General features: G+C 66.6%; 19 protein-coding genes. 2 read left to right on the forward strand and 17 right to left on the reverse strand.

The window, feature by feature from the left end:
• Positions 1 to 18: 18 nt before the first annotated feature.
• The 4 genes from prpF to QM782_RS21340 all read right to left on the reverse strand — a co-directional run bounded on the left by prpF (position 19) and on the right by QM782_RS21340 (position 5,496).
• Complete coding sequence (gene prpF, locus QM782_RS21325) at positions 19 to 1,209, reverse strand: 2-methylaconitate cis-trans isomerase PrpF (RefSeq protein WP_415204881.1); 1,191 nt, start codon at positions 1,207 to 1,209, stop codon at positions 19 to 21.
• 39 nt (positions 1,210 to 1,248) lie between these two features.
• Positions 1,249 to 3,873, reverse strand: coding sequence for a Fe/S-dependent 2-methylisocitrate dehydratase AcnD (gene acnD / locus QM782_RS21330; protein WP_415204882.1), 2,625 nt, complete (start codon positions 3,871 to 3,873; stop codon positions 1,249 to 1,251).
• Positions 3,874 to 3,934: 61 nt separating this feature from the next.
• Positions 3,935 to 5,101 carry a 2-methylcitrate synthase gene (prpC, locus tag QM782_RS21335; RefSeq protein WP_415204883.1) on the reverse strand — a complete coding sequence of 389 codons (1,167 nt, stop codon included), beginning with the start codon at positions 5,099 to 5,101 and terminating at the stop codon, positions 3,935 to 3,937.
• Positions 5,098 to 5,496: an acyl-CoA thioesterase gene (locus tag QM782_RS21340; protein WP_415204884.1), complete on the reverse strand. Its 399-nt coding sequence runs from the start codon at positions 5,494 to 5,496 to the stop codon at positions 5,098 to 5,100. The genes prpC and QM782_RS21340 overlap by 4 nt, the downstream gene beginning before the upstream one ends.
• A 114-nt stretch (positions 5,497 to 5,610) precedes the next feature.
• Between QM782_RS21340 and QM782_RS21345 the strand changes: the two genes are divergently transcribed.
• On the forward strand, positions 5,611 to 7,029 hold the full coding sequence (locus QM782_RS21345; RefSeq protein WP_415204885.1) for a short-chain fatty acyl-CoA regulator family protein: 1,419 nt from the start codon (positions 5,611 to 5,613) through the stop codon (positions 7,027 to 7,029).
• A gap of 609 nt (positions 7,030 to 7,638) precedes the next feature.
• Here QM782_RS21345 and QM782_RS21350 read toward each other — a convergent pair.
• From QM782_RS21350 to QM782_RS21405, 12 genes are all read right to left on the reverse strand, one after another.
• Positions 7,639 to 7,995 carry a hypothetical protein gene (locus tag QM782_RS21350; protein ID WP_415204886.1) on the reverse strand — a complete coding sequence of 119 codons (357 nt, stop codon included), beginning with the start codon at positions 7,993 to 7,995 and terminating at the stop codon, positions 7,639 to 7,641.
• Between the two features lie 276 nt (positions 7,996 to 8,271).
• Positions 8,272 to 9,012 carry a VC1465 family Xer recombination activation factor gene (locus tag QM782_RS21355; protein ID WP_415204887.1) on the reverse strand — a complete coding sequence of 247 codons (741 nt, stop codon included), beginning with the start codon at positions 9,010 to 9,012 and terminating at the stop codon, positions 8,272 to 8,274.
• Positions 9,013 to 9,837: 825 nt separating this feature from the next.
• Positions 9,838 to 10,938 carry a zonular occludens toxin domain-containing protein gene (locus tag QM782_RS21360; protein ID WP_415201016.1) on the reverse strand — a complete coding sequence of 367 codons (1,101 nt, stop codon included), beginning with the start codon at positions 10,936 to 10,938 and terminating at the stop codon, positions 9,838 to 9,840.
• Complete coding sequence (locus QM782_RS21365; RefSeq protein WP_415201017.1) at positions 10,935 to 11,222, reverse strand: DUF2523 domain-containing protein; 288 nt, start codon at positions 11,220 to 11,222, stop codon at positions 10,935 to 10,937. Before QM782_RS21365 ends, QM782_RS21360 begins: the two co-directional genes overlap by 4 nt.
• On the reverse strand, positions 11,219 to 12,661 hold the full coding sequence (locus QM782_RS21370; RefSeq protein WP_415201018.1) for an IgG-binding virulence factor TspB family protein: 1,443 nt from the start codon (positions 12,659 to 12,661) through the stop codon (positions 11,219 to 11,221). The genes QM782_RS21365 and QM782_RS21370 overlap by 4 nt, the downstream gene beginning before the upstream one ends.
• A 14-nt stretch (positions 12,662 to 12,675) precedes the next feature.
• A complete protein-coding gene (locus QM782_RS21375; RefSeq protein ID WP_415201019.1) occupies positions 12,676 to 13,122 on the reverse strand; it encodes a hypothetical protein in 447 nt (148 codons plus the stop codon).
• A 77-nt stretch (positions 13,123 to 13,199) separates the two neighbouring features.
• A complete protein-coding gene (locus tag QM782_RS21380; protein WP_415204888.1) occupies positions 13,200 to 13,406 on the reverse strand; it encodes a hypothetical protein in 207 nt (68 codons plus the stop codon).
• 96 nt (positions 13,407 to 13,502) lie between these two features.
• Complete coding sequence (locus tag QM782_RS21385; protein ID WP_415204889.1) at positions 13,503 to 13,718, reverse strand: hypothetical protein; 216 nt, start codon at positions 13,716 to 13,718, stop codon at positions 13,503 to 13,505.
• The gene (locus QM782_RS21390) at positions 13,718 to 14,014 is read right to left on the reverse strand and encodes a hypothetical protein (RefSeq protein WP_415201022.1); all 297 of its coding nucleotides are present in this window, start codon (positions 14,012 to 14,014) and stop codon (positions 13,718 to 13,720) included. Before QM782_RS21390 ends, QM782_RS21385 begins: the two co-directional genes overlap by 1 nt.
• Positions 14,015 to 14,062: 48 nt before the next feature.
• Positions 14,063 to 15,268 (reverse strand): replication initiation factor domain-containing protein, encoded by a 1,206-nt coding sequence (locus tag QM782_RS21395; RefSeq protein ID WP_415204890.1) that lies wholly within the window; start codon positions 15,266 to 15,268, stop codon positions 14,063 to 14,065.
• Complete coding sequence (locus QM782_RS21400; RefSeq protein WP_415201024.1) at positions 15,265 to 15,486, reverse strand: hypothetical protein; 222 nt, start codon at positions 15,484 to 15,486, stop codon at positions 15,265 to 15,267. Before QM782_RS21400 ends, QM782_RS21395 begins: the two co-directional genes overlap by 4 nt.
• Positions 15,487 to 15,598: 112 nt before the next feature.
• Positions 15,599 to 15,844, reverse strand: a complete 246-nt coding sequence (locus tag QM782_RS21405; RefSeq protein ID WP_415201025.1) for a hypothetical protein — start codon at positions 15,842 to 15,844, stop codon at positions 15,599 to 15,601.
• A 223-nt stretch (positions 15,845 to 16,067) separates the two neighbouring features.
• Between QM782_RS21405 and QM782_RS21410 the strand changes: the two genes are divergently transcribed.
• Entirely contained in the window at positions 16,068 to 16,457 is a 390-nt protein-coding gene (locus tag QM782_RS21410; protein WP_415204891.1) for a hypothetical protein, read from the forward strand.
• A gap of 40 nt (positions 16,458 to 16,497) precedes the next feature.
• Here QM782_RS21410 and QM782_RS21415 read toward each other — a convergent pair whose 3' ends face one another.
• Positions 16,498 to 17,193, reverse strand: a complete 696-nt coding sequence (locus QM782_RS21415) for a flagellar brake protein (protein ID WP_415204892.1) — start codon at positions 17,191 to 17,193, stop codon at positions 16,498 to 16,500.
• Between the last annotated feature and the right edge of the window lie 78 nt (positions 17,194 to 17,271).

The raw sequence follows: 17,271 nt of genomic DNA on the forward strand, positions 1-17,271 counted from the left end.
ATGTCGTTTGCTCGTCAGTCAGAAACAATCGCCCGGCACGCGCACCCAGCCTTCCATGAGGATGCGCGCGCTGCGGCTCATCAATGCCTTGGTCACGGCCCACTGGCCGTCCTGCAGCCGGGCCTCGGCGCCCACGCGCAGGGTGCCCGAAGGGTGGCCGAAGCGCACCGCCGCGCGCGTGCCGCCGCCGGCCGCCAGGTTGACCAGCGTACCGGGCACGGCCGCCGCGGTGCCGATGGCCACCGCCGCCGTGCCCATCATCGCGTGGTGCAGCTTGCCCATCGAGAGGGCGCGCACCAGCAGGTCTACGTCGGCCGCGGCGATGCGCTTGCCGCTCGACGCGGTGTAGTCCGCGGGCGGCGCGACGAAGGCGACCTTGGGCGTGTGCTGGCGCCGGGCCGCCTCGGCCACGTCCCGGATCAGGCCCATCTTCAGCGCGCCGTGCGCGCGGATGGTCTCGAAGCGCGCCAGCGCGGCCTTGTCCTCGTTGATGTCGCCCTGCAGCTCGGTGCCGGCGTAGCCGATGTCCCGGGCGTTCAGGAAGATGGTCGGGATGCCCGCGTTGATCAGCGTGGCCGGGAAGCTGCCGACACCCGGCACCTCCAGCTGGTCCACCACGTTGCCGGTGGGGAACATGGCGCCGCCGTCCTCGCCCTCGTCGGCGGGGTCGAGGAATTCCAGCGGCACCTCGGCGGCGGGGAAGGTCACGCCGTCCAGCTCGAAGTCGCCGGTCTCCTGCACCTGGCCGTTCGCGACCGGCACGTGCGCGACGATGGTCTTGCCGATGTTGGCCTGCCAGATGCGCACCGTGCAGGTGCCGTTCTGCGGAATCTGCGCGGGGTCGATCAGGCCCATGTGGATGGCGCAGGGGCCGACGGCGGCAGAGAGGTTGCCGCAGTTGCCGCTCCAGTCCACGAAGGGCTGGTCGATCGACACCTGGCCGAACAGGTAGTCCACGTCGTGGCCGGGGCGCGTGCTCCTGGCGAGGATCACGGCCTTGCTGGTGCTGGACGACGCATTGCCCAGGCCGTCGATCTGCTTGCCGTACGGGTCGGGGCTGCCCAGCACGCGCAGCAGGATGGCGTCGCGCGCCTTGCCCGGCTGGCGGGCGGCTTCGGGCAGGTCCTGCACGTGGAAGAACACGCCCTTGCTGGTGCCGCCGCGCATGTAGGTGGCAGGGATCTTGATCTGGGGAAGATGCTGTGTCATATCAAAATTGATAGCTTCTTGCTCTTGATACGTCAGGGTTCAAGCCCGATTCGATGCCAGAAAGTCCTGCGCGAAGCGTTGCAGCACGCCGCCGGCCTCGTACACGGACACTTCCTCGGCGGTGTCGAGGCGGCAGGTCACGGTCACGCGGTCGGTCTGGCCGTTCTTGCGGTGGATGACCAGCGTGAGATCGGCGCGCGGCTGCAGGTCGCCTTCCACGTCGTAGGTCTCGGTACCGTCGAGCTGCAGCGTCAGGCGGTTCACGCCCGGCTTGAACTCCAGCGGCAGCACGCCCATGCCGATCAAGTTGGTGCGGTGGATGCGCTCGAAGCCCTCGGCCACCACCGTCTCCACGCCCGCGAGGCGCACGCCCTTGGCGGCCCAGTCGCGGCTCGATCCCTGGCCGTAGTCGGCGCCGGCGATGATGATCAGCGGCTGGCGGCGGTTCAGGTAGGTCTCGATGGCCTCCCACATGCGCATCACCTGGCCCTCGGGTTCCACGCGGGCCAGCGAGCCTTTCTTCACCTGCCCATCGACCACGGCCATCTCGTTGACCAGCTGCGGGTTGGCGAAGGTGGCGCGCATCGCCGTCAGGTGGTCGCCGCGGTGCGTGGCGTAGGAGTTGAAGTCCTCCTCGGGCAGGCCCATCTTGTGCAGGTATTCACCCGCTGCGCTGTTCATCAGGATGGCGTTCGAGGGCGAGAGGTGGTCGGTGGTGATGTTGTCGGGCAGGATCGCCAATGGACGCATGCCTTTGTTCGTGCGCGGGAAGGCCGCCAGCGCGCCCACGCCTTCCGTGTCCCAGTAGGGCGGACGGCGGATGTAGGTGGACATCGGTCGCCAATCGTACTGAGGCGCGGCTTTCTCGCCGTCGTCCACACGGAGGGCGAACATCGGCTCATAGACCTTGCGGAACTGCTCCGGCTTGACGGCCTGGGCAACGATGGCGTCGATTTCCTCGTCGCTGGGCCAGATGTCCTTCAGGCGGATTTCCTTGCCATCGACCACGGCCAGCACGTCCTGCTCGATGTCGAAGCGCACCGTGCCCGCGATGGCATAGGCCACCACCAGCGGCGGCGAGGCGAGAAAGGCCTGCTTGGCATACGGGTGGATACGGCCGTCGAAGTTGCGGTTGCCCGAGAGCACGGCGGTGGCGTACAGGTCGCGGTCGATGATCTCCTGCTGGATCTTCGGGTCGAGCGCGCCCGACATGCCGTTGCAGGTGGTGCAGGCGAAGGCGACGATGCCGAAGCCGAGCTTTTCCAGATCGCCGAGCAGGTTCGCTTCCTTCAGGTACAGCTCCACGGCCTTGGAGCCGGGGGCCAGCGAGGACTTGACCCAGGGCTTGCGCGTCAGGCCCAGCTGGTTCGCATTGCGCGCCAGCAGCGCGGCGGCGATCACGTTGCGCGGGTTGCTGGTGTTCGTGCAGCTGGTGATGGCGGCGATGATGACGGCGCCATCGGGCATCAGGCCCTTGGCCTCTTCTTCCTTGCCAGCGGCCAGCTTGGCCGCGTCGGCGATGCCGCGTTCTTGCAGGGCGGACACGGGCAGGCGGCGGTGCGGGTTCGACGGGCCGGCCATGTTGCGCACGACGCTGGACAGGTCGAACGCCAGCACGCGCTCGTACTGCGCGGTTTGCAGCGCCGTGCTCCAGAAGCCCGCCGTCTTGGCATAGTTCTCCACCAGCGCGACCTGCTCGGGGCTGCGGTCGGTCAGCTTGAGGTAGTCGATGGTCTGCTGGTCCACGTAGAACAGCGCGGCGGTGGCGCCGTACTCGGGGCACATGTTGGAGATGGTGGAGCGGTCGCCGATCGACAGGCTGTCCGCGCCCTCGCCGAAGAATTCGACGTAGGCGCCCACGACCTTCTCCTTGCGCAGGAACTCGGTCAGCGCGAGGGCGATGTCGGTCGCGGTGATGCCCGGCTGGCGCTTGCCGGTGAGCTTCACGCCCACGATGTCGGGCAGGCGCATCCACGAGGCGCGGCCCAGCATCACGTTCTCGGCTTCCAGCCCGCCCACGCCCACGGCGATCACGCCCAGCGCATCGACGTGCGGCGTGTGGCTGTCGGTGCCCACGCAGGTGTCGGGAAAGGCCACGCCGTCCTGCACGTAAACGACGGGCGACATCTTCTCCAGGTTGATCTGGTGCATGATCCCGTTGCCCGCGGGGATCACGCTCATGTTGGCGAAGGCCTTCTTCGTCCACTCGATGAAGTGGAAGCGGTCCTCGTTGCGGCGATCCTCGATCTCGCGGTTCTTGCGGAACGCATCGGGGTCGAACCCGCCGCACTCTACGGCCAGCGAGTGGTCCACGATGAGCTGCACCGGCACCACGGGGTTGACGGCCGCGGGGTCGCCGCCTTCTTTGGCGATCGCATCACGCAAACCGGCCAGATCCACCAGCGCCGTCTGCCCCAGGATGTCGTGGCACACCACGCGCACCGGGAACCAGGGGAAGTCCAGCTCGCGCTTGCGCTCGATCAGCTGGCGCAGGAAGTCGTTCAACTGCGCCGGGTCGGCCTTGCGCACCAGGTTCTCGGCATGCACGCGCGCGGTGTAGGGCAGGCCGTCCCAGGCGCCGGGCTGGATGGCGTTGACGGCGGCGCGCGCGTCGACATAGTCGACGCCGGTGCCGGGAAGGGGGATTCTGTAATGGGTATTCATGGGGCGGGATGGGGAGCAGGGCGGGCCGCGGCGCGGCCCGCCGGGGTCGTCGTGCGGAGCCTCAGCGGCGTTCCTCGATCGGCACGAAGCGCTGGTCTTCCGGACCCGTGTAGTTTGCGCTCGGACGGATGATCTTGTTGTCCACGCGCTGCTCGATCACGTGCGCGGCCCAGCCGCTGGTGCGGGCGATCACGAACACCGGCGTGAACATCGCGGTCGGCACGCCCATCATGTGGTAGCTCACGGCGCTGAACCAGTCCAGGTTGGGGAACATCTTCTTGACTTCCCACATCACCGATTCCAGCCGTTCGGCGATGTCGAACATCTTGGTCGAGCCGGCCTCGTCCGACAGGCGCCGGGCCACGCCCTTGATGATCACGTTGCGCGGGTCGGCGACCGTGTACACCGGGTGGCCGAAGCCGATGACGACTTCCTTGGCTTCCACGCGGCGGCGGATGTCGGCCTCGGCCTCGTCGGGGCTGTCGTAGCGTTTCTGGACCTCGAAGGCCACCTCGTTGGCGCCGCCATGCTTGGGGCCGCGCAGCGCGCCGATGGCGCCAGCGATGGACGAGTACATGTCGCTGCCGGTGCCGGCGATCACGCGGGCGGTGAAGGTGCTGGCGTTGAACTCGTGCTCGGCGTACAGGTTCAGCGAGGTGTGCATGGCGCGTACCCAGCTGTCCGCGGGCTTCTCGCCGTGCAGCAGGTGCAGGAAATGGCCGCCGATGGAATCGTCGTCGGTCTCCACGTCGATGCGCTTGCCGTTGTGGCTGAAGTGGTACCAGTACAGCAGCATGGAGCCCATCGAGGCCATCAGCCGGTCGGCGATGTCGCGCGCGCCGGGCAGGTTGTGGTCGTCCTTCTCGGGCAGCACGCAGCCCAGGGCCGAGACGCCGGTGCGCATCACGTCCATCGGGTGGGCCGCGGCGGGCACGGCTTCGAGCGCGCTCATCACCGCGTCGGGCAGGCCGCGCAGCGCCTTGAGCCTGGCCTTGTAGGCCGCCAACTCGGCGCGCGTGGGCAGCTTGCCGTGCACCAGCAGGTGGGCGATCTCCTCGAACTCGCAGACTTCGGCGATGTCCAGGATGTCGTAGCCGCGGTAGTGCAGGTCGTTGCCGGTGCGGCCCACGGTGCACAGCGCCGTGTTGCCGGCCGTGACGCCGGACAGGGCGACGGATTTCTTGGCCTTGGTGGCCGGGGAGGGGGCTTCGGTGCTCAGGGTGCTCATGCGGTGGTTTCCTGGTGGCTGTGGGTGCGATCGACGGAGAGGGGGCGGCCGGCGGCATCGACCGCGACCATCTCGAACACCGCCTGGAGGACTTCCTCGTCCGGCGCGCCCGGCATCAGCGCGTGGCCGCTGACGCAGACCGTCATCGAGCTGCGGCCGAGCCGGCTGACCCAGGCGCGCAGCCGGAGCTGGCGGCCGACCGGCACCGGCGCGAGGAAATCGACGCCGGTCACGCCGGCCATCACGACCTCGCGCCGGGCCAGGCTGCGCGCGGCCAGGTAGGCGGCCTTGGCCAGCAGTTCCAGGCCGGCGCCTGCGAACAGCGTGCCGCGGTGGTTGGCGTGCACGGGCAATACCAGCTCGTGCAGCTCGATCGTCCCGGGTGGTGTTGTCATGCTTCGCAATTTACGCAGAATGCGAAGCTCGAACCAGTACTGAAAAGGTGAATCCTTGCGAATGAAAACCTGTGAATCTGCGAATCTTGCGAATCACCAGGGGGTGGGGCGCCGATGAAGAAGACCTTCATGGGCGTGCGCCTGCGCAAGCTGCGCGCCGAGCGGGGCCTGACCCAGGCCGCGCTGGCCCAGGCGCTGGGGCTGTCGCCGAGCTACCTGAACCAGCTGGAGCAGAACCAGCGCCCGCTGACGGTGGCCGTGCTGCTGAAGATCCACAAGACGCTGGGCGTGGACATCCAGCAGTTCTCCGAAGACGAGGAGGCGCGGCTGGTGGCCGGCATGCAGGAGGCGCTGGCCGACGCGCCGGAGCCCGTGGCGCTCGCGGAGCTCAAGGAAGTGGCCGCACAGATGCCGGCGCTGGGGCGGGCGCTGGTGGCGCTGTACCGGCGCCACCAGCAGGCGGCCGACCGGATGGAGGCCATGGCCGAGCGCCTGGGCGACGACCGCTCCGGCGCCGCCGCGCCGCGCGCCATGCCGTTCGAGGTGGTGCGCGATTTCTTCTTCGCGCACCAGAACCATTTCGACGCCGTGGACCGCGCGGCCGAGCGCCTGGCGGCCGAGGCCCAGGCGCCGGGCGGCGGCACGCTGCCGGACTGGCTGGCGCAGCGCCTGGCGCAGCGCCACGGCGTGCGCGTGGTGTTCGGCGACGAGGCGCGCGACAGCAAGCGCAGCTACGCGCCGCACAGCCGCACGCTGCACCTGTCCGCCAGGCTGGACGCCTCGCAGCAGGCGTTCCAGCTCGGCACCCAGCTGGCGCTGCTGGAACTCGCCGGAACGATCGAGACGCTGACCGAAGGCGCGCCGCTTGCCGACGACGCGGCGGCCCGCCAGCTCGCGCGCATCGGCCTGGCCAACTACTTCGCCGGCGCGTTGCTGCTGCCGTACGGCAGCTTCCTGCAGGCGGCCGAAGCGCTGCGCTACGACATCGAGATGCTGGCGCAGCGCTTCGGCGTGGGCTTCGAGACCGTGTGCCACCGCCTGAGCACGCTGCAGCGACCCGGCGCGCCGGGCGTGCCGTTCTTCTTCGTGCGCGTGGACCGTGCCGGCAACATCTCCAAGCGCCAGTCGGCCACGCATTTCCACTTCAGCCGCACGGGCGGGACGTGCCCGCTGTGGAACGTGTACGAAGCCTTCGGCCAGCCCGAGCGCATCCTGCCGCAGCTCGCGCGCATGCCGGACGGGCGGACCTACCTATGGATCGCGCGCACCGTCTCCCACGGCCCGCGGCGCTACGGCGCGCTGCGCAGGACGTTCTCGATCGGCCTGGGCTGCGACATCCGGCACGCGCCGCGGCTGGTCTACGCCAAGGGCCTGGACCTGGGCGACCCGGACGCCGCGACGCCGATCGGCATGGGCTGCAAGGTCTGCGAGCGGCCCGAGTGTCCCCAGCGCGCATTCCCGTTCGTAGGCCGGCCGCTGGCCGTGGACATGCACCGCAGCCGGTTCACGCCGTATGGGTTCGCGGAGCCATGAACAACTTTCGACGATGTATAAACCATTATCCCGGCTCCCGCTCGGAATAATCTGCACCTGCACCTAAAAAAGGGGCGGGTTCGGCCTGGAAATAATCGCCATTCGGGCCTGCGGTATATGGCTCACTTCGGCCTGCGGCCGAACCCTTCGGGCGGCCCTGCGGGCCGGTTTCGCCGTCACTCGCAGGCCCGAATACCCCGCACTTCATAGTTTCGGGTTGCTCGGCGGCCTGCGGTGCCGAATACCGTTTTTCAGGGCGGCGATCACCGTCAGCGACTGGCACAGGGCACGCCGCGCGTTCTGGCCGGCCAGCTTCACCGCCGGACGGATGCGTTGTGCAGGCACCCACGAGGTAGACCCGGGCCGGCCGTGGCCCGCCAACGGCCGGAGGCGAGAGCAGGGGCCTAGGGCCCCTGCCGGACAGGGCACTGCGGGTTCCGCCGCCGACGCCTGGGGCTGCGCCCCCGCCCCGCACTGGCCTGCGCTCGCGAAGCTCAATCGCGCGCTCCAGGCTGCGCCATGCTTCGGCGCGCTCCCTGTCCCGTGCCGATGCCGCAGCCGTGCCGTTGGCCGCGAGCCACTGCGCGTAGATGCGCCGCGTGAGCCGGCTCACTTCCGCGCTACCTGCACCCGCTCGGCCGAGAGCTCGCCCAGCAGGAAGTAGCGCCCGCCGCGCGCCACCTCCGCGTCCCGCAGGCCCAGCAGCTCGAACAGCCGCTCCCGGAACTCCTCGGCCAGCTCCTCCGCGAACTGGCCCGCATCGGTGTACGGGTCGCCATGCTCGCCGCAGAAGTCCTCGCCGGCTGGCAGCTCGTTGTGGCGTTTGACCGCCGCAAACGCCCGCTCCAACAGTTCCTGGCGCTTTTCCTTCGGGAGCCAGTCCCACACCGCCTTCTCCGGATTGGCCGTCCGATCGCGACGGCCGACACCACCAGAACGACAGACCCTAGAATTCAACTCAGCCATTTTGAGTACCTTACAGTTCTCGATTTGGTCAGAGGCGCCAGGTGACGCAAACACCCGGCGCCTCGCTTTGTGGGCCAACACGGCCCGAGACGCCTACGCGAGGGCTTCAGGCACCTCCCTTGCGCTTACGGTCGTGGCGCTCGAATTGCCGCCGCTGCTGGCGCGTGAGCGCATCGCGCTCCGGTGCAGGCACCAAGACCCGCACCTGATCCGGCCGCCCATCTCCTGCGCGCTCGATGGCCCGTACAAACTCCTCCAACTGATCACCCTCATCGTCTAGACCATCATCGCCGGCGGGCTCTGCAGCCGGCCTACGTGGCGGGTTTGGCCGGGCAGTTGCCCGCGGCTCGGCGGCGACTGCCGCCGATGGCTTGCCTGCGCCGTGGAGGTAGGCATCGACGCAAACGCAGATGAAGGCGTTGAAGCTGATCCCGATTGAGGCCGCCCGCTCACGGGCTGCGACATCGAGGTTTTCGGGAAGGCGGAGAGGGTAGGACATGACATCAATCCATGATCTATCTGATATGACATCAAAATCCTAGCAGCACCCGGATTCGGCGTCAATCCGATATCTGCACTGATATCAAAATCACCCACTGCGTGGGTTGTTGATACTGTGACAAGCCCAGGCGCCTGCGGCGCCGCTGCCGCCCGCACAGCGGTGCGGCCATCGGCCGCCGCACGACGCCGAGGCACAGCCCCGGCAAGCTCGGCACGAAGCCGGCTGTTCTCCCGATAGAGCACATCGAACATCTGCGCCCGACGAACCAGCAGGCTCCACCAACTGCCGTCCGTGCCGACGAAGGCACAGCCTTCAGGGCTAACCAGCTTGCCACCCACGAAGTACCAGCCGTCCCAGCTCGGCCCCGGCAGGTCCATGCGGTTGAGCAACCGCAGCAACTTGAAGACCGCGAACGGGATCGCGTGCTTGCCGGACTGCCAGTTATGCAGAGTGCGCCGGCTGACCTGAAGAAACTGCGCACAGGCCCCCAAATCCATGCCCAGGCTCAAGTACATGGACCGCAGCCTTCGCCCAGCATCCAAGCGGCTTTCCACATCGACACGCCCTCCCTTGCGTCCATGAGTAACTTTCGACGATGTATAGAAAGAGCCAGCACAGCCCACGCCAGCAGACCAGCAATTGCGCCGATCTTCGGTTTTGTTAAGTTCTCAACCAGAAAGCCAAAACCACAACAGCCACTAGCACGACAAAGACAAGCCAGTTCCGACGCCACGCCCTGCGATACCGCAAGCGCTGCAGCTCATGCTCGCCCATCCGGAACAACGACCGTTCCACATGACCCGTCTTCTTACACCACCAGTCACGATACCAATCGCGGTTATCAGCAGCCATAGTTACCCCCAAGTGAAGACAATACCCGAAACCCTGCCCGGCCGATCGCGGGGACGTGCTCACTCGACCCCTTCCGCAAGCTCCAGGGGCCGACCCTTCGGGCAGCCCTGCGGGCTGGTCTCGCATCCCCGCGATCGGCCGGAATACCCCACCTGGAATAGACCGCTCCCGGCTGCGATCTCCAGCCTCATCCCTACGTCCGTCTGCTGACGGACTCCGGCATGGGGCTGCGCCCCCTGGACCCCCGGAAGGGCCTTGCCCTTCCCCGCGCCGTCGCGCGGGCCCCCATCCCGTTCGTCGCCTTCAGGAAATGGTGCCTGTCGCTGGGGAGGACCGGGACGGATGCGATGGACCAGCCCGGCCGGGCGCACCCTATGGTGGCTGCGGGCGCGCTGGTGGCGTGGTGCCTGGACCGGGGCTAGGGCCCCGGCCTAATCCGGGTCGGTGCGCGGGCCCCCGGCGCCACCTGGGGCTGCGCCCCCGTCCCCCTACTCGATTGGTAGGCCGATGGCCCGGTGCCGCTTCTCCCGCTCGCGGTCGGCCCAGGCGATGAGCGCAGCATCGGCCGGGGATCGCTGCGGGTAGGTCAGCGGCAGAAAGCGGTCCAGGCTGGCCGGGGGCTCGGCGACTTTCGCGGGCACGTGGGCCAGCGCATGGTCGGCGCAGAACTCGGGCTCGCGCTCGACCTTGACGCCGGCGCCGTCGAAGCAGGTACAGCGGTCGCGCATGCGCGCGCAGCCGGCGAAGACAGCCGTCCCGCTGGCGGCCACCAGAGCCGGAGCCGATGCCAGTTGCGGCTCAAGCACTGGAAGCGGGCTTGCAGGGGCCAAAGCCGGCTTGATCTGCGGCGCACTGGCGGCCAAGGCCGGGGCCTTCGCGGCCGCGGTGGACGGCGCCCCGACCGCGACGGTTTGACCGCTGATCCGGTCGGAGAGACGGCCGTAGACCTTCGGGCCGAGGACACCGAGCAGGAGCGCGGCGAACAGGACGCCGAACAGGACCGTAGGCACTGCGCGCCGCTGCCGGGTGTGCAGGCTGCTGGACTTGTAGGTCTTCTCGACTTCCTTGCCGCGGCGCCACGGCTTCTTCGCGAACGCAGCCTTGTAGCTCAGCGTGCGCGAGACGCCGTCCCATTCGTAGACCGTCGCAAAGCGGCTGTTACCGAGCTTGCGCACGTGCAGATGCTGGCCGGCCAGCCGATGCACGGCGCTGTTGCAGAGCATCGGGTGTTGCGTCATCAGAATGAAGTCGATCCCGTAGTGACGATGGGTCTCCAGCTCCGTGATGCACTTGTCCTGCGCCTTGTTCATCACGGTGTAGGGCCATGGCTTCTGCACTTCGTCGAAGACGATCAGGTCGCCGGGCTTGACCCACTCGTGCCACGTCGCCAGCAGCGCGTCGTCGATCTTCTCGTGATCGAGCAGCAGGCCGTTCACGTTCGTGAGGATGCGGCGCCTCACGGTGACTTCGTTGCCATCAGGATCGATGGCCTTCTCTTCGTAGCCCTTGGCCGCCAGCGTCATCAGGAAGCGCTCGACGCACAGCGCGGTCTTGCCGGCGCCCGGCTGGCCGGTGATGACTGTGATCATCCGATGCTCCTCGACATGATCGAGGTCGCATGCTGCGCCGACCACAGCATCAGCTTGGTCGCGCAGGCACCGAGGATGATGCCCAGGCCCTTGCCGATCCAGAGGTACAGCGCGAACGCGAGCCAGTCCCCGGGCATGCTGTTGATCTGCGCGACGAGCTGAGACTTGAGCGTGTTGAGCGCGGCATCGACGCCGATGATGGAGACGACGCCGAAACCGAGGCTGACCAAGACTTTCGCCAGCATGGGCTCGATCAGGGACAGCAACCACGTACCGATCTTCATAGCCGCGTCTCCCCGGGCATGACAATGACGAATGCCGACAGGGTCGCCAGCGCAATCACCAGCGCGCGCAACGGGAATGCGTACTGGCATGCGGCCTGCCAGTCCCACACCTTCACGGTTTGGCCGATAGTGGCGAGACTGGCGTACACGTCGGCCGGGCAACTGCCCTCACCGAACAGGTTCTCTTCCGAATACGTGATCTGCTTTTCGCCGCGGGGAATCTCGCCCTCGGGCGTGTCGAGGTCGGGCTTCGCGCACGCGAGGATGTCGGGATAGAGGTCGCACATGCCGGGCTGGTCCTCCGGCTTCGCAGCCGTGTCTTCGTTCGACGTGCGTGTCTCTGTTTCTGTTTCGGTATGCTCCTCGAACGAACCATCTTGGTTGATGACCTTCGTCGTCGTCGTCGTGGTCGTGGTCGGAACTACCTTCACCTGATCGCCCGTCGTCGATACCGTGGTCTCCGACGTCGTCGTGACGATCCGCTCTTCCGTCCGTCCGTCCGGAAGGGTCCGCGTCGTGACCTTCGTTTCGGTCTTCGGCTGCAGAGACGGACTGGGCGTCGTCACAGTACTTGGCCCAACCTCGACCTTCCACGGTTCAATGCCGTTCTTGCCTTTCTGCTTCTCGGCCCACTCCCATTGCTTCTGCAACACGTCAGACGGCAGCGGATTCATGGCCTCATACTTCGGCCGCACCTGATCCCAGCTTGCCGGGACATCACTCGTCACTGTGCGATTCATGATCACAAAGGCGCCGCCGGCTTCATAGCCCATCGTCGGATTAATGTACTTATAAGAACACTGATCGTACGCAAGCTCCGACTTCGTAATCTTCGCCCCGTTCGACGGCAACGTCAAACCAACCAACGCCGAACACAACGCCTCTTTACTCACTGCCCACGGCGCCCCCGGCAATGTCACGGTGTACTGCTTGGAATTGAGGTCCAGCAGAAACGGGTTGTCCGGGTCATTGGCCGCATTCGGATTGCTGCGAATCTGCGCATGCTGCAAAGTCTCCGCCATGTCGGCCAGCATCATCACGACGCCGACAGGGCCAGCCAGCCGAGCAGCGTTACGCCAGAGGATGCCCATGCCAGCACCAAGCGCAGCCCGCGTGATCGGCGTAGAAACGGTCACCGGCACCTTATGGCCGGCGACCGACGCATTGCCGGACATGCCAACCACGGCGCCGCCGGACGTGCCACCACTGCCAAAATTGCTAGCGACGCTCCAGCCCGACGTACCGCCGAGCGCAGCACTCGGCTTCGTAGCTACCAACGTCCCGCCCGAGCCGATGCCCACGGTCACCGCGTTATTGCCCGTCACGCGCTGCATGAATCCGGCGAAGTCGGCCAGCCCGACCTCGGCGGCATTGGCTACCGGAACGCCAGCCAGAGCAAGAGCACAGAGCCCAGTGCGAATTGCATTTCCATGGTCCACATGTCACCCCTCGATCAATCGTCATTCGGCCCGCGGTCGAACAGCCGCTGCAGCCCCTTCCAACACGCGATGACGATGGCCGCGCCGAAGAACAGCGCCCATACATCGCTCATGTCCTGGATACGCTCGGCCTGGGCATCGGCGGCGTTCTCGCCGACCCAAGGCGCCATGGCCGAGATCTGGTTCTGCAGGCCGACCGTCGCCGACTGGAGGGCCTGGATCGCAGCCGCCTGGCCGATCAGCGGGTCCTCGTTGCCCGATGCATCCGGGAACGCCACGCACGTCATGCCGAACTTGTCGGCGTCGAAGTAAAACGAGCCGCCAGACACGTCCGCGTTACGGGACTGCTGGAAGAACCCGTAAGGGTTCGTGAAACCACCGTTCGAATAGCTCGCCGTCGTGCTCTGCCACTGCTGCGGGCTGAACACCGATGGGCGCGAGATAGTGCACATGTTCGCCATGGTCGGCTCGCTCCTGTTGACTGATGCCACTGGCCCGCACGCGAGCCAGCAGGATCAGGACTGATCAGGCGATGGGCTTACAGCCAACCCATCTTCGAGCCCAGCTTCTTCACGGCGAAGATGGCGATGCCGGCGGCGATCATCAGGCCGATCGCGGCGACCACGTCGGTTTCATAGGTCTCGATGGCTTCGGCCGCGCCGGTGGGCAGGGCGGCGTGGACTTGCGTGGAAAGGGCCAGGGCGACGACGCCAACCGGCGCCAGAAAGCGCTTCACAGCGTTCATGGAACAACTCCTCGAAGGATGGTGTTCCTGCGGAATTGCAGGAGTGCACCCGGAGGCCCTCGGCGCTTCGCAGCGTTGGAGGGCTACCGGCTGGACTCAGTAGTCGTCAGCGGTGCCGAGGCGGTCGAGGTCCACGACCTGCGCGGCATCTTCAAGATCGCACCAGTCGGCCATGAGCTGGTGCGCCGCTTCAAGGTCCTGCACGACGCCGCCACCGGCCTCGCGCAGCGAGCACACCCATTCGGGCGTGCCGTCTTCGAGGCTCGGCGCGAGAAATCGGCCGGTGGCCTGGGACTGCACCAGCAAGCGCATCAGGCCGCCTTGCCGATCGGCGACTTCGAGACGGGCACCACGTCCACGAGGGCAAGCCTGGAACCGTCCTTCGTGGCTTCCATCTCGAAGGTGGCTTCGACGAGGCAGGGGAGGCTGTCGCGGAAGTTGACCCACTTGTCGAATTCCTTGGCGTCGCCGCACTTGAATTCACGAGTCACGCGGCCGATGGAGCGGCCGACGCCGTTGTCCTTGAGGTCCACTTCGAGATGAAACTTGGTGCTGCTGAACGCCCGGCCTTCGATCTCGCCGACCGACTCCTTCACGGCGTGCAGCATGACTTGGTTCTTGAATCGCATGATTTCTCCTACGCCCTGGGTTGCCGGTCAAGCGAGGGCAGGGCAGAAGCCCTCGACCGGTTTGTCTCGTTCGGCCCGCCGCTGGAATGCGGCGGAAACCTCAGACTCCTTAAACATGCGCAGACGGCCGGGCAGCTTGCGCGCATGGACGAGGTCCAAGAAGCTATCGCCGGCGAACTTGAACGCCACGGCTATCGCAGCGCTCGCGGTGTTGTCCAGCCAGCGCCAGACGCGCGAGACTTCGGCGTCTGTGGTCTGCACGGGAAGACGTTCCCTACAGGCGATGGACTCGGCGCACCAGTCGCTCGCCTCGAACTCGCGCAGCTTGTTGGCATGCCATGGCGATGCGCCTGCGAAGAAGTCGGCCGGGCGGCGCAGCATGTCGGTCGGCAGGTCGCGCAGCTTGTTGCCGTAGCGCAACTCGATCCGCATCCAGGGCGAGCGTTCGGAGGTGCCGAAGAGCTGGTCGCCTTTCTCGTAGACGTTCGTCTGCTTGCCGGCTTCCTTGCTGCCGAAGTAGAAGGACCGGCCGCCCTCGCTGCGCGTGCTCCAGTCGCCGACATGGTTGCACTTCGGGGTTTTGCCGAGCACGTCCATCAAGCCGGCTTCGTAGTCGGCCTCGACTTGCAGGATGCCACCGGGCATGCCGTCGAACCAGTCCAAGGCAAGGTCGCAGCGCGTGACGGTTCCGTCGTGCTGGTCGATCAGGTCAGCCATGCGTTCACGCCAGCCATGGACGGCGAATGTGCAGGCGTGGCCGTAGAGGTTGACGTGGATGGTGCGCGTCTGCGCTTTCTGCCGCGGGCTGTCGCCGCTGGCGAGGAAGCCGATCCAGCCCACTTCCTGGCCGGCGCGCTCGATGCTCCAGCGGTGCCGGTAGAAGTCATGGCCCTTGCGCATTTCCGGGTGAACCACGAAGTCGGGACCGAGGGTACCGGCGACCTGCTCGCCGAGTTCCCAGGCTTGCGCGGCGGCCGCGAAGTCACCGCCCTGCAGCTCGCGCAATGTCGCGTGCAACTTTGCCATGCGAGGCTCGGCGTCCCAGATATTGCCGGACTGCCCGGCCGCAGGCGGGAACAGGACCTCGGCACTGGGCAGGACGTGGCGGCGCTGGATGGTGAAGCGGAGCCAGTCCACATGCACCGGCGCTTCACTCGCGCTGCGCTCGGCGAGCAGCCGGGCCTTGACTTCGGAGCCGTCGAGGACCAGGGGGGACAGCAGCGGCCGGGTCATCGGTTGTTCTCCCCGTGATTACCATCGGGGAGGGTAGAGCGCTCCGCGCGGCGGCGCGCTGCGCAGGCTTGCGCACCGCCGCGCTGCGCTTCGCCGCCCTGCTGGTCATCGACGGCGCGAGCAGCCGCTTGACCACGGACCACGACGGCATGGAGCGGGAAAGCCCAGCGGTGAAGGTCCAGCATGCCGGCACCGGACTGGCCGCAGAGGGTCATCATCGCCAGTCTCCCCGCTCCAGCGCAGCCACCACGGCCGCTACGTACACCAGCAGCATGAGCAAGACCAACATCGATGCGCAGAGGTCAGCCAGCAGTGCGTCGAGACCGGTCATCACAAGCCCGCCTCGCGCTCAAGGTCGAGCAGGATGGCGAAGACGAGGGCATCGCGCCGGAACGCATCGGCCAATCGCTCCAGCAGCTCAGCACCCGACACGACGCCGATCAGTCGCAGACGATCGGCGTCGGCCTTGCACTTGGCCGACTCGGCCAGAGCTTTCTGCATGAGCTTCACCGCCTCTTTGCCTTCGGGCTCGAACAGGGCGAGCTGCTGCAGTTCAATTGGGCTTGCGCGCTTCATGACGAGGTGCCCCCCTTCGGCCCGGGGACCAGACCTGCAACCGGAGCCGCCACAGCACGGTGTGGCTGGTTGACCCTGGCGGCCGAGGGGGACGAAACGATGGCCTCGAAGGAGGCAGGGGACGTTGGCAGAGGGGGCATGGCGGCTCCTGTACGATCTATCCAAGCTTGGGCAGTACCCAGGTTTGGTAATAGGGTCGCATAATACCCAAACAGGAGGATCAATGAACCCGCCTAACGAATTAATTTTCCTAATCGACCGCGCCAAAGAGATAGCCGGAAGCGATTACAAACTGGCTCGCCTGCTCGGCATCACAGGCCAAAAGCTGAGCGACCTACGCCACGGCCGCAAGAACGCACAGCCAGAGGACTACGCCCTGTTTGCATCCGTTGCCGGCCTCGACCCTGTAGCCGAAATGACGCGCGCCATGCTGCGCAAGCACGAGGGCACCAAGAAAGGCGACCTGCTGATGCGTGCCCTGGGAAAGTCATCGCTAGCGATTGGCGCGGCCATCGCTTCCGCTGGAGCACACGCCAGCGCGATCTTTTCGACACCAGCCCATGACCTCGCAGCCTGGATGCTGACGGCACTTTCGACGATGTATATTATGTAAAGTAAAGAATGCGATGAAAAAGCAGGATCACCCTGCTCAGTCAGCTGCGGTGGATCAGCAAGGTTTCGTACACGTAGTTCTGCAGGATGGCCTGCTGCGCGGCGTCGATGTCCAGGAAGTTGATGCCGTAGGTATAGAGCGTGTAGAACGCGCCGCCGTCCGGTGCCGTGCCGACGGCCTGCTGCACGCTGCGGATCGAGGCGCTGGTGGCGAACGAGACCTCGGCGCTCTGCGACTGGACCATGACCGAGAACTCGATGTGGATGGTGTCGCCCGTGCTGCCCAGCGGGTTGGAGGTCGAGACCAGCGCGCCGGACAGGCTGATGTCCGACAGCATGGCTTCCTTCAGCACCTCGCGCGTGACCGGGTTCATGATGCGCACCGGAATGTTGGCCTTCACGCGCACGGCCTTGCGCAGGCCGACCTTCTGGATGTTCTCCGGGAAGCTCATCACCAGGAAGGTACGCGGCGACGTGACGACGGCTTCGATCCGCGCTTCGAAGGTGAACACCGAGACGCCCGAAAACACCCGCAGCGCGAGCTCCGTGCCCGGCGCCAGGTCCACCGGCGTGCCGTCCTGCTGCGGTACCTGCAGCAGCAGGTATTCGTCGGCGACGAAGCCGATCAGCGAGGTGTACTGCACGGCCGGAGCCTTGGCCTGCTTGGGCATGAGCTGCAGGCGCACCCCGACCTGCAGGTTCATGTCTTCGAAATCGATCCTGGCCTTCTTGTTCATGCTCGGTCACGAGGAATGGGAGTGGCGCACCGCTGCGGTTTCGCCGTGCAGCCCCTGATCCGATCGGAATTTCGACAT

This window comes from Pseudorhodoferax sp. (assembly GCF_047601025.1).
Classification (GTDB): domain Bacteria; phylum Pseudomonadota; class Gammaproteobacteria; order Burkholderiales; family Burkholderiaceae_C; genus Pseudorhodoferax.

What these genes read in the sequence shown, in the direction of transcription:
- prpF (WP_415204881.1), bottom strand. Translation starts at nt 1,209, where the DNA reads ATGACACAGCATCTTCCCCAGATCAAGATCCCTGCCACCTACATGCGC.
- acnD (WP_415204882.1), bottom strand. Translation starts at nt 3,873, where the DNA reads ATGAATACCCATTACAGAATCCCCCTTCCCGGCACCGGCGTCGACTAT.
- prpC (WP_415204883.1), bottom strand. Translation starts at nt 5,101, where the DNA reads ATGAGCACCCTGAGCACCGAAGCCCCCTCCCCGGCCACCAAGGCCAAG.
- QM782_RS21340 (WP_415204884.1), bottom strand. Translation starts at nt 5,496, where the DNA reads ATGACAACACCACCCGGGACGATCGAGCTGCACGAGCTGGTATTGCCC.
- QM782_RS21345 (WP_415204885.1), top strand. Translation starts at nt 5,611, where the DNA reads ATGAAGAAGACCTTCATGGGCGTGCGCCTGCGCAAGCTGCGCGCCGAG.
- QM782_RS21350 (WP_415204886.1), bottom strand. Translation starts at nt 7,995, where the DNA reads ATGGCTGAGTTGAATTCTAGGGTCTGTCGTTCTGGTGGTGTCGGCCGT.
- QM782_RS21355 (WP_415204887.1), bottom strand. Translation starts at nt 9,012, where the DNA reads ATGTACTTGAGCCTGGGCATGGATTTGGGGGCCTGTGCGCAGTTTCTT.
- QM782_RS21360 (WP_415201016.1), bottom strand. Translation starts at nt 10,938, where the DNA reads ATGATCACAGTCATCACCGGCCAGCCGGGCGCCGGCAAGACCGCGCTG.
- QM782_RS21365 (WP_415201017.1), bottom strand. Translation starts at nt 11,222, where the DNA reads ATGAAGATCGGTACGTGGTTGCTGTCCCTGATCGAGCCCATGCTGGCG.
- QM782_RS21375 (WP_415201019.1), bottom strand. Translation starts at nt 13,122, where the DNA reads ATGGCGAACATGTGCACTATCTCGCGCCCATCGGTGTTCAGCCCGCAG.
- QM782_RS21380 (WP_415204888.1), bottom strand. Translation starts at nt 13,406, where the DNA reads ATGAACGCTGTGAAGCGCTTTCTGGCGCCGGTTGGCGTCGTCGCCCTG.
- QM782_RS21385 (WP_415204889.1), bottom strand. Translation starts at nt 13,718, where the DNA reads ATGCGCTTGCTGGTGCAGTCCCAGGCCACCGGCCGATTTCTCGCGCCG.
- QM782_RS21390 (WP_415201022.1), bottom strand. Translation starts at nt 14,014, where the DNA reads ATGCTGCACGCCGTGAAGGAGTCGGTCGGCGAGATCGAAGGCCGGGCG.
- QM782_RS21395 (WP_415204890.1), bottom strand. Translation starts at nt 15,268, where the DNA reads ATGACCCGGCCGCTGCTGTCCCCCCTGGTCCTCGACGGCTCCGAAGTC.
- QM782_RS21400 (WP_415201024.1), bottom strand. Translation starts at nt 15,486, where the DNA reads ATGATGACCCTCTGCGGCCAGTCCGGTGCCGGCATGCTGGACCTTCAC.
- QM782_RS21405 (WP_415201025.1), bottom strand. Translation starts at nt 15,844, where the DNA reads ATGAAGCGCGCAAGCCCAATTGAACTGCAGCAGCTCGCCCTGTTCGAG.
- QM782_RS21410 (WP_415204891.1), top strand. Translation starts at nt 16,068, where the DNA reads ATGAACCCGCCTAACGAATTAATTTTCCTAATCGACCGCGCCAAAGAG.
- QM782_RS21415 (WP_415204892.1), bottom strand. Translation starts at nt 17,193, where the DNA reads ATGAACAAGAAGGCCAGGATCGATTTCGAAGACATGAACCTGCAGGTC.